The sequence below is a fragment of the Arthrobacter paludis genome, from assembly GCF_056782315.1.
This window is the reverse complement of the sequence record NZ_JBXAEW010000010.1, coordinates 114,535-129,108: the sequence shown is the minus strand read 5'-3', so window position 1 is coordinate 129,108 and position 14,574 is coordinate 114,535. Positions and strand designations below refer to the sequence as shown.

The 14,574-nt window shown below is 72.5% G+C and carries 14 protein-coding genes; 4 read left to right on the top strand and 10 right to left on the bottom strand.

The annotated features are described in order from the left end of the window. Window positions 1-17: 17 nt before the first annotated feature. Together AC1Q5D_RS10335 and AC1Q5D_RS10330 are read right to left on the bottom strand one after the other, a co-directional pair. Complete coding sequence (locus tag AC1Q5D_RS10335) at window positions 18-2,177, bottom strand: acyl-CoA dehydrogenase family protein (protein WP_481738512.1); 2,160 nt, start codon at window positions 2,175-2,177, stop codon at window positions 18-20. After that, window positions 2,120-2,797 carry a TetR/AcrR family transcriptional regulator gene (locus AC1Q5D_RS10330; protein ID WP_481738511.1) on the bottom strand — a complete coding sequence of 226 codons (678 nt, stop codon included), beginning with the start codon at window positions 2,795-2,797 and terminating at the stop codon, window positions 2,120-2,122. Before AC1Q5D_RS10330 ends, AC1Q5D_RS10335 begins: the two co-directional genes overlap by 58 nt. A 65-nt stretch (window positions 2,798-2,862) precedes the next feature. Here AC1Q5D_RS10330 and AC1Q5D_RS10325 point away from each other — a divergent pair, with 65 nt between their 5' ends. From AC1Q5D_RS10325 to AC1Q5D_RS10315, 3 genes are read left to right on the top strand one after another with little or no spacing between them, the layout of a single operon-like run. Then, window positions 2,863-4,152, top strand: a complete 1,290-nt coding sequence (locus AC1Q5D_RS10325; protein ID WP_481738510.1) for an acetyl-CoA C-acetyltransferase — start codon at window positions 2,863-2,865, stop codon at window positions 4,150-4,152. Window positions 4,153-4,154: 2 nt separating this feature from the next. Further along, window positions 4,155-5,492: a 3-oxoacyl-ACP reductase gene (locus AC1Q5D_RS10320; protein ID WP_481738509.1), complete on the top strand. Its 1,338-nt coding sequence runs from the start codon at window positions 4,155-4,157 to the stop codon at window positions 5,490-5,492. Further along, window positions 5,489-6,382 (top strand): MaoC/PaaZ C-terminal domain-containing protein, encoded by an 894-nt coding sequence (locus tag AC1Q5D_RS10315; RefSeq protein WP_481738508.1) that lies wholly within the window; start codon window positions 5,489-5,491, stop codon window positions 6,380-6,382. Before AC1Q5D_RS10320 ends, AC1Q5D_RS10315 begins: the two co-directional genes overlap by 4 nt. Here AC1Q5D_RS10315 and AC1Q5D_RS10310 read toward each other — a convergent pair. From AC1Q5D_RS10310 to AC1Q5D_RS10300, 3 genes are all read right to left on the bottom strand, one after another. Then, window positions 6,379-7,647: a glycosyltransferase gene (locus AC1Q5D_RS10310; protein WP_481738507.1), complete on the bottom strand. Its 1,269-nt coding sequence runs from the start codon at window positions 7,645-7,647 to the stop codon at window positions 6,379-6,381. The two genes, AC1Q5D_RS10315 and AC1Q5D_RS10310, sit on opposite strands and share 4 nt — an antisense overlap. A 107-nt stretch (window positions 7,648-7,754) precedes the next feature. Next, the gene (locus AC1Q5D_RS10305; protein ID WP_481738506.1) at window positions 7,755-9,344 is read right to left on the bottom strand and encodes a M23 family metallopeptidase; all 1,590 of its coding nucleotides are present in this window, start codon (window positions 9,342-9,344) and stop codon (window positions 7,755-7,757) included. Window positions 9,345-9,900: 556 nt separating this feature from the next. Next, on the bottom strand, window positions 9,901-10,023 hold the full coding sequence (locus AC1Q5D_RS10300) for a hypothetical protein (protein ID WP_481738505.1): 123 nt from the start codon (window positions 10,021-10,023) through the stop codon (window positions 9,901-9,903). Between the two features lie 221 nt (window positions 10,024-10,244). Here AC1Q5D_RS10300 and AC1Q5D_RS10295 point away from each other — a divergent pair, with 221 nt between their 5' ends. Further along, window positions 10,245-10,694, top strand: coding sequence for a Panacea domain-containing protein (locus AC1Q5D_RS10295; RefSeq protein WP_481738504.1), 450 nt, complete (start codon window positions 10,245-10,247; stop codon window positions 10,692-10,694). 1,114 nt (window positions 10,695-11,808) lie between these two features. Here the strand turns inward: AC1Q5D_RS10295 and AC1Q5D_RS10290 are convergent. The 5 genes from AC1Q5D_RS10290 to AC1Q5D_RS10270 are packed head-to-tail and all read right to left on the bottom strand — an operon-like array spanning window position 11,809 to window position 14,411. Continuing rightward, window positions 11,809-12,162, bottom strand: a complete 354-nt coding sequence (locus AC1Q5D_RS10290; protein ID WP_481738503.1) for a hypothetical protein — start codon at window positions 12,160-12,162, stop codon at window positions 11,809-11,811. Window positions 12,163-12,164: 2 nt separating this feature from the next. After that, window positions 12,165-13,169, bottom strand: a complete 1,005-nt coding sequence (locus AC1Q5D_RS10285; protein WP_481738502.1) for a hypothetical protein — start codon at window positions 13,167-13,169, stop codon at window positions 12,165-12,167. After that, window positions 13,169-13,315 (bottom strand): hypothetical protein, encoded by a 147-nt coding sequence (locus AC1Q5D_RS10280; RefSeq protein ID WP_481738501.1) that lies wholly within the window; start codon window positions 13,313-13,315, stop codon window positions 13,169-13,171. The genes AC1Q5D_RS10285 and AC1Q5D_RS10280 overlap by 1 nt, the downstream gene beginning before the upstream one ends. Further along, entirely contained in the window at window positions 13,312-14,121 is an 810-nt protein-coding gene (locus AC1Q5D_RS10275) for a hypothetical protein (RefSeq protein ID WP_481738500.1), read from the bottom strand. The genes AC1Q5D_RS10280 and AC1Q5D_RS10275 overlap by 4 nt, the downstream gene beginning before the upstream one ends. Beyond that, entirely contained in the window at window positions 14,118-14,411 is a 294-nt protein-coding gene (locus tag AC1Q5D_RS10270) for a hypothetical protein (RefSeq protein WP_481738499.1), read from the bottom strand. The genes AC1Q5D_RS10275 and AC1Q5D_RS10270 overlap by 4 nt, the downstream gene beginning before the upstream one ends. Window positions 14,412-14,574: the final 163 nt, after the last annotated feature.

The following is a 14,574-nucleotide window of genomic DNA, read 5'->3' as shown; positions in this document are numbered from 1 at the left end:
TGGCCTCAGGCCTCCGCCTACCGCGCCGGTGTCGCGGTGGGGCGCAGCCGTTGCGTGCGCTCGCGCTTGGCGGCCTTCTCCGCGGCCTTGCGCCGGGCCACGAGGACCTTCTCGTCCAGCGGCGCGTCGGCCGCGGCACGCCGCCGGCGCTGGTGCTCCATGGCCTCTGCCTGGCGCTCGGCCTCGATGCCGGTGGCGATCTCCGCCCGCAGGTGCTCGGGGCCGTAGCCGAACGCGTCGACGAGATCCTGGGCGTGCGGGCGCAGCCGGGCCAGGAGCCGGTTGATGTACGGGCCGAGGGTCCGGGCGCGCTGGCCGGAGAGGTGCCCGTGCATGAGGTACCAGCCGAGGTTGTCCTCGATGAGGCACAGCCCGTAGAGGTCGCGCAACCACGTCAGGACGCAGCGGGTGCCCTCGTCCTGGACGCGCTCGACTCCGCGGGTGAACGCCTCCCACAGCAGGAGTTCGGCGTGGGCCCGGGCGGCGGCAATGGCGTCGTCCTGGCGCTCGTTGAACGCCGCAGCGGAACCGCCCGGTCCGGACGCGGTGCGCAGCCCGTCGACGATCTCGGCGACCATGGTCCGGACCCGGTCCGCCAGCAGGTCGCGTTGCGTCTGCGGGTCCTTCAGGAAGTTCGCGCTGCGGCGCTCGCTGCCCGTGTCCGCCCAGGTCTGCGCCAGCTGGCGCAGGCCGGAGCGGTTGATGGCCACCCGCTCGGCGTGCCGGACCACGTACCGGGCGAGGGCCCCGGCGTCCAAGTGGCGGAACTCCTGCGCGTAGTCGGCGAGCAGGCGCTTGGCGACCAGCTGCAGCAGGATGTTGTTGTCGCCCTCGAACGTCGCGTAGATGTCCAGGTCCGCCCGGAGCGACGTGAACCGGTTCTTGGCCATGAAGCCGGCGCCCCCGCAGGCCTCGCGGCATTCCTGCAGGATGTCCAGCGCGTGCCAGGTGGACAGCGGCTTCAGGGCGGCGGCCAGGGTCTCGAGGTCCTGTCGGTCGGCGTCGGTGTCCGTCCGGCCGGAGAAGACGTCGTCGAACTTCTCCAGCAGCTCCTCGTGGGCGAAGGACATCGCGTAGGTGGTCGCCACGCGGGTCAGGAGCCGGCGCTGGTGCCGCTGGTAGTCCAGCAGGACCTCCTCGCGCACGGGCGAGGAGGCGTTGAACTGGCGGCGCTCGTTGGCGTACGTGACGGCGATCTGCAGCGCGACCTTGCTCGCTGCGGCGGCCGCCCCGTCCAGCGACACCCGGCCCTGCACGAGGGTGCCGAGCATGGTGAAGAAGCGCCGGCCCGGACTGGCGATGGACGAGGAGTAGGTCCCGTCGGCGGCGACGTCCCCGTAGCGGTTGAGCAAGTTCGTGCGCGGGATGCGGACCCGGTCGAAATGCAGCCGGCCGTTGTCGATGCCGTTGAGTCCGCCCTTGAGGCCGTCGTCCTCCCCGCCGACGCCGGGAAGGAAGCGGCCGGCGTCGTCCCGGAGGGGAACGTAGAAGGCGTGCACGCCGTGGTTGACGCCGCGGGTCACCAGCTGCGCGAAGACCACGGCCGCGCGCCCGTGCAGGGCCGCATTGCCCAGGAACTCCTTCCAGGCCGCCCGGAACGGGGTGTGGACGACGAACTCCTGCGTCGCCTCGTCGTACGTCGCGGTCGTGGCGATCGACGCGACGTCTGAGCCGTGGCCGATCTCCGTCATGGCGAACGCGCCCGGGACTTCGAGCGACATGATCCCGGGCAGCCAGCGCTCGTGGTGCTCCTCGGTGCCGAGGTGCAGGACGGCGGACCCGAAGAGCCCCCACTGCACGCCGGCCTTGATTTGCAGCGACGGATCGGCGGTGACCAGCTCCTCGAACCCGGCGACGTTGCCGCCGTGGTCGTCGCCGCCGCCGAACCGCTCCGGGAAGGCCCGGTGGACGCCGCCCGCCTCGACGAGCCGGTGGAGCTGGCCCAGGACGCGTTCGCGGTGTTCGTCCATGCCCAGCCCCTCGATGCGGTGCAGGTCGTCGCGTGCGCCGAGTGCGCGGGCCTGGCGCCTGACGTCGGCCCAGCGCCCGAGCAGAAGTTCGCCCAGGGCGGCGGCGTCGACGGTGGGGTTCGGGGTGGTGGCGGTGGGGGTTTCTTCGGTCACTGGCGGGCCTTTCCCTGGTCGGAGGGGCCGGGCGCGATGCCGCGCACCAGCCATGCGGTGAGTTCGTGGGCGAGTTCGGTCTCGGTGGGGTGGCCGGGGGCCTCCGGCTGGCGGAGCCAGGCCTCGCCGGCCGCCCGGACCATGCCGATCGCCGCCGAGGGCCAGAGCGCGGTCGCCCCGCTCGGGGCGGCAGCGCCCGAGGCGGCCCGGTACGCCGCCATGCGCTCGCCCATCATGGCGGCGAGCTCCGCGAAGAAGGCGTCGATGTGGTCCTCCGCGCCGCCGTGGCTACCGCCGGGCGCGGTGACGAAGAAGTACACGTTGGGCGACGTCTGGGCCAGGTCGAGGTACGTGCCGACCATGGCCCGCAGCGCCTCGCGCTCCGTCGCCGCATCGCGCGCCGCCGCGAGCACCCGGGTCCGCATCCGCGCGACGACGATCTCGCCGACCGCGCGGCGCAGGCCGTCCTTGTCCCCGAAGTACCGGTAGAAGACGGACTTGCTGGTGCCCGCCGCCGCCGCGACGTCCTCCATGGAGGCGCCCGGTCCGAGCTGGTGGATCGCCTGCCGTGCGGTCCGCACGAGTTCCGCGCGGCGCTCGGCGCGGTGGCGCTCCCACCGGGAGGAGCGGCCGTCCGTCGCCGCAGCCGGCGCGGCGTTGGTGTTGCTGTTCACGGTACCCAGCGTATCAGGTACGCTAGGTATCGGTAATTCACGTCACAGTCCGAGCAGGAGGACGCATGCCCACGCAGACCCGCCCCGCCGTCGTCATCGGCGGCAACCGCATCCCGTTCGCACGCGCCCACGGCGCGTACGCCGAGGCCTCCAACCAGGACATGCTCACCGCCGCGCTCGACGGGCTGGTCGCCCGCTTCGGGCTCCAGGACCGCCGCCTCGGCGCGGTCGCCGGCGGCGCCGTGCTGAAGCATTCCCGCAACTTCAACCTGGTCCGCGAGTCGGTCCTGGGCACCGCCCTGGACCCGGCGACGCCGGCCTACGACGTGCAGATGGCCTGCGCCACCGGCATGGAGGCCATCGGGTCCCTCGCCAACAAGATCCGGCTGGGGCAGCTCGACTCGGGCATCGCCTGCGGCGTGGACTCCATCTCCGACGCGCCCATGGCGGTCGGGGAGGGGCTGCGCCGCGCGCTCCTTGAGCTCTCGCGCGCCAAGACCCTGCAACAGCGGGTCGCGGCCGTGGCGAAGATCCGGCCCAAGGACCTCGTCCCCGTCGCTCCCGGCACGCCCGAACCGCGGACGGGGCTGTCGATGGGGGAGCACCAGGCGCTGACGACCGCGGCGTGGGGCATTACCCGCGAGGCCCAGGACGAGCTCGCCGCGGCCAGCCACCGCAACCTCGCAGCGGCCTACGACCGGAACTTCTTCGACGACCTCGTCACCGGGTACCGGGGCCTGGGCCGCGACAACAACCTCCGCGCCGACTCCACACCGGAGAAGCTCTCCGGCCTCAAGCCGGTGTTCGGCAAGGACCTGGGCGCGGCCGCCACGATGACGGCGGGCAACTCGACGCCGCTCACCGATGGCGCCTCCTCGGTCCTGCTCGGCTCTGAGGAGTACGCGGCGGAGCACGGCCTGCCGGTCCTGGCGGAATTCGTCGACTTCGAGGCCGCCGCCGTCGACTTCGTGCACGGCCGGGAGGGCCTGCTGATGGCGCCCGCCTACGCCGTGCCCCGCCTTCTGGCGCGGCAGGGCCTGACGCTGCAGGACTTCGACTTCTACGAGATCCACGAGGCATTTGCCGGGACCGTGCTCTCGAGCCTGGCCGCGTGGGAGGACGCCGACTTCTGCCGCAACAAGCTCGGCCTCAACGCGCCCCTCGGGGCGATCGACCGCGCCCGGCTCAACGTCAACGGCTCCTCGCTCGCGTGCGGCCACCCGTTCGCCGCGACCGGCGGCCGCATCGTCGCCACGGCCGCCAAGCTGCTGCACGAGAACGGCGGCGGGCGCGCACTCGTCTCGGTCTGCGCGGCCGGGGGCCAGGGCGTTGCGGCGATCCTGGAGGCGCGGTAGCCGTGGCCGACACCTACCTGAAGCTCGTCAACACGGGCGCGACCGCCCAGCTGGCCAAGGCGCTCGGACTTCCCCGGCCCGCCGCGCTGCGGCGGTACACCCCCGGCGGTCCGCTGGTGCCCGGGCCGGTCCTGCTCCTCGGTGCCGGGGAGGCGGCCCACCACCTGTCCGAGACGCTGCTCGGCTGGGGTCTGGACGTCCGCCGCACCAGTCCGGACGGTGAGCGGCTCGGGGCCATCGTCGTCGCGCTCGACTCCGTGGCCGCCCCCGCCGACCTCTCCGGCCCGGCCCTGGAGACCGGGTGCGCGCTGCGCCAGCTGGCACCCGGAGGCCGGGTCGTCACCGTGTCCCGGCCCGCCTCCGGGGCCCCGGATCCCGAGACCGCAGCCGCGCGCCAGGGGGTCGAGGGCCTGCTGCGTTCCCTCGCCCGCGAGCTGCGCGGCGGGGCCACGGGCAACGGAATCGTGCTGGCTGACGGGACCGGGGCCGACGCCCCCTCGGCCGCGGGGGCCCTGCGCTTCCTGCTCTCGGGCCGCAGCGCCTACGTCGACGGACAGTTCCTGGCCGTCGACTCCGACGGCGGCGGGATCCCCTCCGACTGGGACCGTCCCCTGGAGGGCCAGACGGCCGTGGTCACCGGCGCGGCACGGGGGATCGGCGCAGCCATCGCCCGCACGCTCTCCCGGGACGGCGCCCGCGTGGTCGCCGTGGACATGCCGGCCGCCGGGGACGCGCTCTCCGCCGTGGCGAACTCCGTCCGCGGCACCGCGCTGCAGCTGGACGTGACCCGCCCGGACGCCGGGGAGGCGATCGCAGCCCACGCGGCGGAGCGCCACGGCTCGCTCGACATCGTCGTGCACAACGCCGGGATCACCCGCGACAAGCTCCTGGCGAACATGGACGCGGCGCGGTGGGATTCCGTCATGGCCGTGAACCTGGAGTCGCAGCTGCGCATGAACCGCGCGTTCCTATCCGCGGAAGGCGGCGCGCCGCGCATCGTGTGCCTCGCCTCGACCAGCGGCATCGCCGGCAACCGCGGCCAGACCAACTACGCCGCGTCGAAGGCCGGGGTCATCGGCATGGTCGCCGCGAGCGCCGAGCCCGCCGCGGCCGCCGGGGGCGCCATCAACGCCGTGGCCCCCGGGTTCATCGAGACGGACATGACGGCGCGGATCCCCGCGCCCACGCGCGCCGTCGCCCGGTTGCTGCTGCCGTCGCTCATGCAGGGTGGCCTGCCCGTGGACGTGGCCGAGGCGGTGGCGTTCCTCGCCTCCCCGGCGGCGGGCGGCATCAACGGGCGGACCCTGCGGGTCTGCGGACAGTCGCTGGTGGGCGCATGAGCCGCCGCACGGTCGACCTTCCCGCGGTCCCGGGGCTCGCCGGAATCTACGCGCGCGCCGCAGGCCGGCACGCCGCCTCGCTGGCCCTCAGGGGCCAGCCGGCCCACCTGGAGTTGCCGGAGGTTGCCCACCGGGTCACCGGAGTCGCCGTGGACCCGTACCGGTTGGCGGGCTACCAGCGGCTCATGGGCGACGCGCTGCGCGACACGCTCCCGAGCGTCTTCGTCCACGGCATGGCCTTCCCGGTCGCGGTCTCGGTGATGGCCGCCCCGGGGTTCCCGCTGCCCCTGCTGGGCATGCTGCACCTGGCCAACGCCGTCGAACACCGCCGTCCCATCGGTGTGGGGGAGCGACTGGAGCTCACGGCGTGGGCCGAGAAACTGGCCCCGCACCACGCCGGCACGCGGGTCGACGTCGTCTCCGAGGCGGCCGTCGCCGGGGAGACCGTCTGGCGGGGCGTGTCGACGTACCTGGCCCGGGACGTCTGGGACGGGCCGCGGCCCGACCGCCCGGAACGGGAGCCGGAGGCCGTCCCCGCGGCCCGGACCGCGCGCTGGCGGCTGCCGGCGGACACGGGCCGCGAATACGCCGCCGTGCTCGGGGACTACAACCCCATCCACCTGGGCGCGCTCCCGGCGAAGGTCCTGGGGCTGAAACGGGCCATCGCGCACGGGATGTACCTTGCGGGCCGGGCGCTGGCCGCCACGGCCCCTCGGGAGGGCGGGTACGACTGGTCGATCGGCTTCAAGGCCCCGGTGACGCTGCCGGCGCGGGTCGACTTCGCCGTCGAACCCGCGGACGGGGCCACCCGGTTCACCGGGTGGAACGCCGCCCGTGGCCGGGTGCACTTTGCCGGGAGCGTGGAGCAGCGGGGCGGGGACCGGCCCTAGCCGAGGGCGCGGTCGTAGCTGGCGGCGGCCCGCTCCGCGGTGCGCTGCCAGCTGAAGCCGCGGGCGTGCTCGGCCGCCGCCGCGCCCCAGGCCGCCTGGAGGTCCGGGGTGGCGGCGAGGGCGGCGATGGCGTCCGCCCACAGCGCCGGGTCCGTGCCGGAGACGAGCCTGCCGGTGCGGCCGTCCGCGACGGCGTGGCGCAACCCGCCGACGTTGTGGGCGAGCACGGGGGTCCCGCACGCCTGGGCCTCGAGGGCGACCAGGCCGAACGACTCGCTGTAGGAGGGGACGGCCACGGCGTCGGCGCCCCGGAACCAGGCCGCGAGTTCCCGGGCCGGCACGGGCGGAAGCACATGGACCGCGTCGCCCACGCCGTGTTCGCGGGCCAGCCCCGCCAGGTCGAGGGTGGCCGCACCGCTGCGGGAACCGAGCACGGCCAGCTCGACGGGCGGGCCGCCGCGGTCCCGAAGCACGCCCAGGGCCCGGACCAGGATCTGTGGACCCTTCAGGCGCTGGATCCGCCCCGCAAACAGCAGGCGCAGCGGGCGTCCGTTCGCGGCGCCGCGGGCGGGCCGGCCCTCCAGCCAGCGGGCGGCGCCGGCGGGGCGGAACACGCGCAGGTCCGCCCCCGGCGGGACGACGTCGATGCGGTCCGCGGGCGCGCCGTAGAGCCCGACGAGTTCCGCCGCCTCCGTGCGCGTGTTCGCCGTCAGCCGGGTCGCGGACGCGGCGAGCATCGTCTCCGCCTCGAGCCGGTTGCCGGGCTCCTGGGCCGCGGCGTCGTCGCGGGACTTCACCCGGCCCATGGTGTGCATGGTGTGCACGAGCGGCACGGACCAGCGCCGGGCCAGCTCCAGGCCGGCGAGGCCGGACATCCAGTAGTGGCTATGGATCAGGTCGAAGCGGCCGGCGCAGCAGGCGTCGATGGCGGAGGCGGCCTCCGGCAGGTGCTCGGGCAGGCGCTCCTTGGGAAGGACCCCCCGCGGGCCGGCGTCGATGTGGTGGACGACGACGCCGTCGTCCAGCACCACGGTGCCGTCGGTGTCCACGGCCCGAGTGAAGATGTCGACGGCGTGGCCGCCGGTCCGCAGCGCGGCCGCCAGTTCGCGCACGTACACGTTCATGCCGCCGGCGTCGCCGGACCCGGGCTGGGCCAGGGGCGAGGTGTGCAGCGAGAGCATCGCCACGCGTAGCGGGCGCGGCTCGGGGCCGGGGCCGTCCGCCTGCGCCGCGGCGGGCGGCAGGGGGTCATCAGGTGCTGGCATCGCTTCCTCGGGTGCCCAGGGGGCCGGTTCGAACAGTTGAACCTTAGTCCCGCCGGGTGAGGAACGGCCACCCGGGGACGCCCCGTGGGGCTTCCTCGGGTGCGGTCCTAGACGCCGAGGGGCGTGTCGTCGACCGCGGAGGCAACGCCGTCGCCGTCCGCATCGGGGTCGGCCGCGTTCAGCGTTCCGTCCCCGTCGACGTCGTCGTCCGCGGCGTTGTCCGTGCCGTCGCCGTCCACGTCCGGGTCGATCTCGTTGAGAATCCCGTCGGCGTCGACGTCAAGGGCGGCCACGGTGGATGCCGCCTCCGCGGCCGTCGCCTCCGCGGCCTGCGCCTCGGTGGTCGGCGCCGCGGAGGTGTTGTCCGCCGAGGCCTGGGCCTCGCCGGTCGGTTCGCCGGTGCCGGCCGACGCCCCGGAGGCGGGCGGCGGTGCGACCGACGACTCCGCGGGGGCGGGAGTGGTTTTCGTGGGCTCGGCCGTCGGATCGACCGTTGGCGCTTCCGTCTGCGTCGGGGTCGGATCGGGTGTCGGTTTGGGCGTCGGGGTGGGATCGGGCGTTGGCTTGGGAGGCGGCGTCCCCGTCTCCGTCCCCGTCTGCGTCGGGGTCGGATCGGACGTCGGCTTGGGCGTCGGGGTCGGATCGGGCGCTGGCTTGGGAGTCTGCGTCTCCGTCTGCGTCGGTGTGGGATCCGGCGTGGGCGTTGACGTCGGTGTGGGATCGGGCGTGGGTGTGGGTGTGGGCGTTGCCTTGGGCGTCGGCGACGGCGACGGGGTCGTGGACGGCGACGGGGTGGCAGCGGGCGACGGGGTCGTGGTCGGCGAGGGCGACGGGCTCGGCTTCGGGGCCGGCGAAGGCTCCGGCTCGGGCGAGGAGTCCGCGGACCGTTCGGCGGTCCCGGCGTACGACCGGGACGTGGGGGTGGGGGTCGCCGAGGCGGCCGCGACCAGCTGGCGCTCCGCGCGCTCCGTGCCCCCGTCGCTGCGTTCGGGGCGCTCGGACTCCGGCGGGTCCACGCGCCCGGGATCCCCGCCCGAACCGCCGCCGTAGCCGCCGCCCATGCCGATGGCGTAGTCCACGCCCCCGCCTTGGCCGGGCACGCGCGGCAGGTAGCGGGCCGGGTCCACCCACTGGCCGTTCAGATGCACCTCGAAGTGCACGTGGCAGCCGGTGGAGTTGCCGGTCGTGCCCGCCAGGGCGATGACCTGGCCCTGCGCGACGCGGGTGCCCACGTCCAGGAGCAGCACGGAGTTGTGGCTGTAGGCCGTGCGCACGCCGTTGCCGTGGTCGATCGTCACGCGGTAGCCGGAATGGCCCGCCCAGGCGGACTGCACGACCGTGCCGGCGGCGGACGCATGCACGGGGGAGCCGCACGGGATGGCGTAGTCCTGGCCGATGTGGTGCTGCCGGCCCGGACCCGTGGGATTGTCCCGCCAGCCGAACAGGCTCGTCAGGCGCGTCGGCGGGACGGGATGGATCAGGCGCAGGCCCAGGGGCAGCGCCTCCGGCGCCGGTGCGCTCGAAAGGCCCAGCCGGTTCGGGTCGACGGCGTCGGCGCCCCCGGCGCCCGGGTTGTTCAGGGCGACCCGCTTCCAGGCCGACCCCGCGGCGCCGTCGTCCTGGTGCAGGGCGGGCAGGGCGACGCCCGGAAGCAGCGGGGCCCCGGGACCCGGCGACACCACGGCGGGCGCCAACACGCCGGCACCTCCGGATCCGCCAGCGACCGCGGGGCGGTCCGGCTGGGCGGTCTGCAGGGTGGTCGTCGCCGAAACGGGCGCGGCGGCAATCAGCAATGCGACGGCCGAGGCCGAAGCCATCCACCGGAAGGCATGGGATGTTGTGGTGCCCGCCTGGCTCGGCGGATGGTCGATGCGGCGCATTGTTCCCCCTGGTGTCACTGCGCTGTCCCCCCAAGTGACGCGGAACACGTTCCGGTCATCCGTTCATTACGGTACCGGTGGCGTGTCGGCCGGGCTAGGCCGTTTCTTGGGAAAAGGTTTGGCCCGCAGCCTGGGGTGCCGGCGTTCGGTCCGGGGTCGCCGTCTGATCCGACGGCGGTGCGCCGCCGACAGCGTCGGGGCAAGCAAAAGGCCCCCGACCGGATCTCTCCGGTCGGGGGCCGTCTGTGCGCGAGGGGGGACTTGAAAACTACTTGGCGGCGGTTAGACCCTCCGACCCGTTAGCGACCAGTGCGGAACGGTGCGGAGTGCGACGGAGCGCCGAGCGCTGGCGGCAGGATTCGAGTTGATCCCATCAACGCCCACCCACGGGCGGCGGGGGAGGGACGACGGCCTCGTAGACGCGGCCGTCGTGGACGATCCTCAGCACGTCGTCGCGCATCGTGATCTGGCAGTCGTCGGGGTCGATTTGTTCCATGCTGACAGGTTGGGCTACGACGACGGCGACACGCCAGACCCCGCCCGCATTGAGAACGGTGCGCGCCGGCGAATCCGCGAATCTGGAGCGGGGGTATTTTCCCGCTGAAACGCGCCCGGGCCTGGATTTCCAATTGGAAAGGCGAAACGATTAGACTATCCACAGCGCCTGTGGATAACACTGTTGACAACGCGTGGTACTCAAACTGTAGGGGGATCGAAATGGCGACCGTGCACGACGTAGCGGCTTATATCTTGTCCAAGTTTGAGACCCCAATCAGCACAATGAAGCTCCAGAAGCTCTGCTACTACTCACAGGGGTGGTCGCTGGCTTGGGACGAGCGCCCGCTTTTTCCAGAGCAGATTCAGGCATGGGCCAACGGTCCGGTCGTGTACGACCTCTTCGATCAGCACCGGGGCCGCTTCGTCATTGATGCCCTCCCTGACGGCGTCGGTGACCCCCAGGCGCTGACCGAAGCTGAGAAGGAAACCGTAGATGCGGTTGTTGATCACTACGGCATGCTCACCGGCCAACAACTCTCGGACATGACGCACAGCGAGCGACCATGGCTCGAAGCGCGGGAGGGCCTGAATGTGGGCGCACGTTCGACGACCCCGATTACCCAAGACGTGATGCAGGAGTACTTCTCGGCCTTGGCCGCGTCCGCTTAGGCATGGGCGGGGGAAAGAAGGGTCGGTTCCCGGAACGGGCAGTCCCGAAGAAGCGCCCGAAAGTTGTTCCCGAAGAGCCTTCCTTCGAGGCGGCAACGAGGTACGAGTCTTCGCCGTTTCGTTTCAGCGCAAACCACATTGACCTGGACGCCGGACCTGCGCTCGACTGCGAATGGCAGTGGGGACCGCACTCCGGAATCTGGAAGGAAGTCCTCAACTTCCTTGCGGACATGAGTGGTAAGACGTGGCGGCAGATCGAGGCTGAGCGGACATCTTCACGGACCCGCCAGCATAAGAAGCATCATCAGATGGACGTCAGCGTTCTCCCGAAAGTGGCTCAGGATCGCCTTCGGAAGCATTTGGGGGAGGACGCTCCCGATACCCTATTTCGCTTCCGTCTGTCCGGTGCCAAACGTCTATGGGGTGTCCGCGAGGGCGCCTACTTCCATGTCATCTGGTACGACGAGCATCACCGGGTTTACCCGACGGACCCCAACTAAACATTGAGCGGCCGTCCACCAAGACCCATCCCAGCTGCATCGCTTCGAAATTGGGGGGCGCCCCACCGGTTCGGGGGAACGTGGGGCGCCGTCGGCCGTGCGAGTTGGGGGTCGCTCGGGCGGCGAGGTTGGGGGATGCCGCCGACGGCCGACGCCACCAAGGGTGGCAGCAGGCAGACTAACAGACCCTAGGCCGAAGAACCGATTCGCGCACGAAAACACCCCCACCTTCGCGTTTGAAGGTGGGGGCGTTTCGCTGTCTTCTGCCGATGGCGGAGGTGCGATGAGACCGCCCCACCCTGGACCGAGGTGAGACAGCCCTCGCCGCATCCCCCCGGTGCGGACTCTGAGACTATGCCTACACATGGAACCGCGCAATAGCGGATTGAAACGAGAGGAAAGCGCCCCCACCCTCCTGAAGGAGAGTGGGGGCGCTACCTGTTCCCCGGGTGGACCCAGCCTATGGCCGGACCAATCCAGGGTGTATCCCCACCTTGTGGGGACCGATACAAGGTGGGGAGGTTGTGCCAGCCGCCCGGGGAGCTGCAGGCTCCGGGCGGCCGGCGGTGCCGCGGTCGTGACGCACCCACGGCGATGCGGACCCCGGGGAAGGGTCAGCCTGTGGGGACGGTGTAGCCGTCGTCGCCGGGACGCTTCATAGCGGCGTCCTTGCGACGCTGTAGCTCCTGCTGGGACTCGTACAGCTCGGAGGCCTCCTGTTCGTGCAGGACCACGGATCCTGGGATGGCCGGAGCCTTCACCGGGGTCACGGCCGGCCGGACCATGAACACGATCACCAGGGCGGCGACGGCGTCGACGGCGAGGACGACAGCGTTCTCCGCCTCCGGAGCGAGGGGGAGGACCCCGGTGACGACCAGGGCGTGCAGGACGGCCGCCACCGCCGCCGTGACGAGCGTGCGGATGGCCACCGGCTCCCGGGTGGCCACGGTTGCCTCGTGTTTGCCCACGGCTACGCCACCTCCGGGGGCAGGGTGCGGTCGGCCTCCTCGGCGGCCGCGAGCTCGCCCACCGCGGCGTCGGCCTCCTTCTCCGCCGCGGCGTACAGGGCCGCGACCTGCTCGGCCGTCTTCCCCTGCTCGGCGATCAGCAGCCGGACGAGGGCCTTGACGATCTGGTTGTCCCGCTGGTTCCGCTGCGTGCGCAGATCCATGTTCTGGAGTAGCTGGGACAGCCGGATGTTCATCTGCTCGCCCGTGACGTGGGACTTCCACCAGGCGGCGGTGTTCTTCAAGTCGATGACCACGCCCGCGTTAATGCGGTCGTTGATCATCTGCTGGACGTCGGCCTTGGTCGGAAGGTTCTTGAACTGCTCCAGGATCTTGCTGATGTCTGCCACGGTGAGCTCCTCCGGATCCGTGATGGCGTCTGCTGCGGGGATGATGGTGGCGCCGAACTTCTCGCGCCGGGCGGCCTCGGGGCCGATGCTGATCAGGCGGGCGGTCTCGGCGCGCAGCCACTCGATCTCGCCGCCGATGTCGATCTTGCGGCCGCGGGGGACCGCGTACTCGTCGTGGCCGGCCACCCACTTCTGGCCGAGGGTGTGGTGGGCGGCGTTGATCCGCGGCCACGCGTACCGCTGCCAGGCGGTCAGCTCGCCGGGCCGTCCGGACCACTCGACCTCGGTGCCGGTGACGTCGGTGTTGCCGTCGGCGCCCCGGTAGTCGCCGCGGCCGGCGTGGTTCGCCCGCCCGCTTGAGACGACGTAAACGTTCTGCGTTGCCGGGGTGAGGCCGCGGGGCAGGAAGTCCTGGCAGAGCGGTGGCGGCAGGCCTGGGCGGCCCAGCACGCAGACCGCGAGCGAGGGCATGTCGCCGGACTGCGGTCCGGCCGTCCAGTGGGCGAGATGCCCGTACGCGTAGATGTGGTCCGATCCGCTGGTCTCCCACCCGTCGACGACTTTGACCGGCAGGCCCCAGAGCTGGAGCGCCCAGGGCAGATTCAGCAGGCGCGCCATCAGCGGTCCTCCCTCAGCTCGTCGTCGGTCGGATCGCGCAGCAGGGCCGCGCATTCGTCGTCGGCTGCAGCGTGGTCGATCATGAACCCGTCCCGGGCCCGGTCCCAGCCGAGGTCGTTCGGGGTCTCGTCGGGGGTCTGGCTCATGGCGTGGTGCCTCCTGCTAGGGGGTCTGCCGGCGCGTTACCGGGGATGGTGTCGAGGCGGCACGGGCCGTCGCTGGTCTCCGTCGTGCCGTCCGTGTAGGTGACCTCCCAATGGGACGTGTCGCCCGTGCCGACGCACTGGATGGAGACGATGCCGCGGCCGTCGGCGCCGTCGGTCCCTGCCGGCCCCGCCGGGCCGGCGGGACCCGCTGGGCCTGGGGGGCCTGGGGGACCGGCTGCGCCGTCGCTGCCATCGGCTCCCGGGGGGCCTTCGGGCCCGGCAGGACCGCTCGGTCCGACTGGACCGCGCTCGCCCTGCGGGCCGGCGTCTCCCGGTTCTCCCTGCGGACCGGTCTCGCCAGGCTCTCCGGGTTCCCCGTCTGCGCCTGCCGGGCCGGGCTCGCCCTCGGGCCCCGCCGGACCGTCCGGGCCTGCCGGTCCTTGGTCTCCCTCTGGTCCCTCCGGGCCGGGAGGCCCGGGCGGACCCTGGACGCCGCGGGGCCCGGTTTCGCCCTGCGGACCTGGCGGTCCAGGCGGCCCGGGGATCGGGTCCGCGGGCGCCGCGATGACGCGGTTGGCCTTCACGCAGAGGTCCCGGTCCTCGACCATGACCTTCCCGCCGTCCTTCTCGCAGATCGCCTGGACCTGCTGGGCGAGCGCGTTGGCGTTGGACGCGGCGACGTCCGCCCGGCGGCCCTGGAAGACCCCGAACGCGTACACACCGACGAGGGCGGCCAGGAGGACCGCGGCGAAAACGATGCCGAGTACCCGGCGCTTCCGCTCGAGCTGCATCTCACGCTGCGTCATTCGGAATGCGCCTCCTGCTCGTCGAATGGGTCAACCCCGGATCCCGGGTACTTCGCCGCGTAGTAGGCCTCGCGGTACTTGTCCCGCTCGGCCGCCATGTCCACGAGCTCGGTCTTGAGCTCCCGAATCCTCTCGTTCTGGCGGCCGATGACGCCTTCCTTCTCCTCGCGCAGGTCCTTGCTGGCGCGGAGCCACCAGAACCCGAGACCACCGATGAGCAGCAAGCCGATTCCGGCGATGCCGAGCTGCGGCAGAAGGGACGTGATCGCTCCGGCAGTTGCAGGCTCCACACTCCGGCTCCTCCAATTCGTGCGGGCCGGCCCCGGGGAACGGCGGGAGCGGCGGTACGGGTGTGGGTACGCGGAAGGCCCCGGTCGGCGAGGGCAGTCGGGCCTTCCGGGGGTCGGGTGCCAGCCGCGGGAATCACCGCGGCTGTGATGGCTGTCGGGCTGC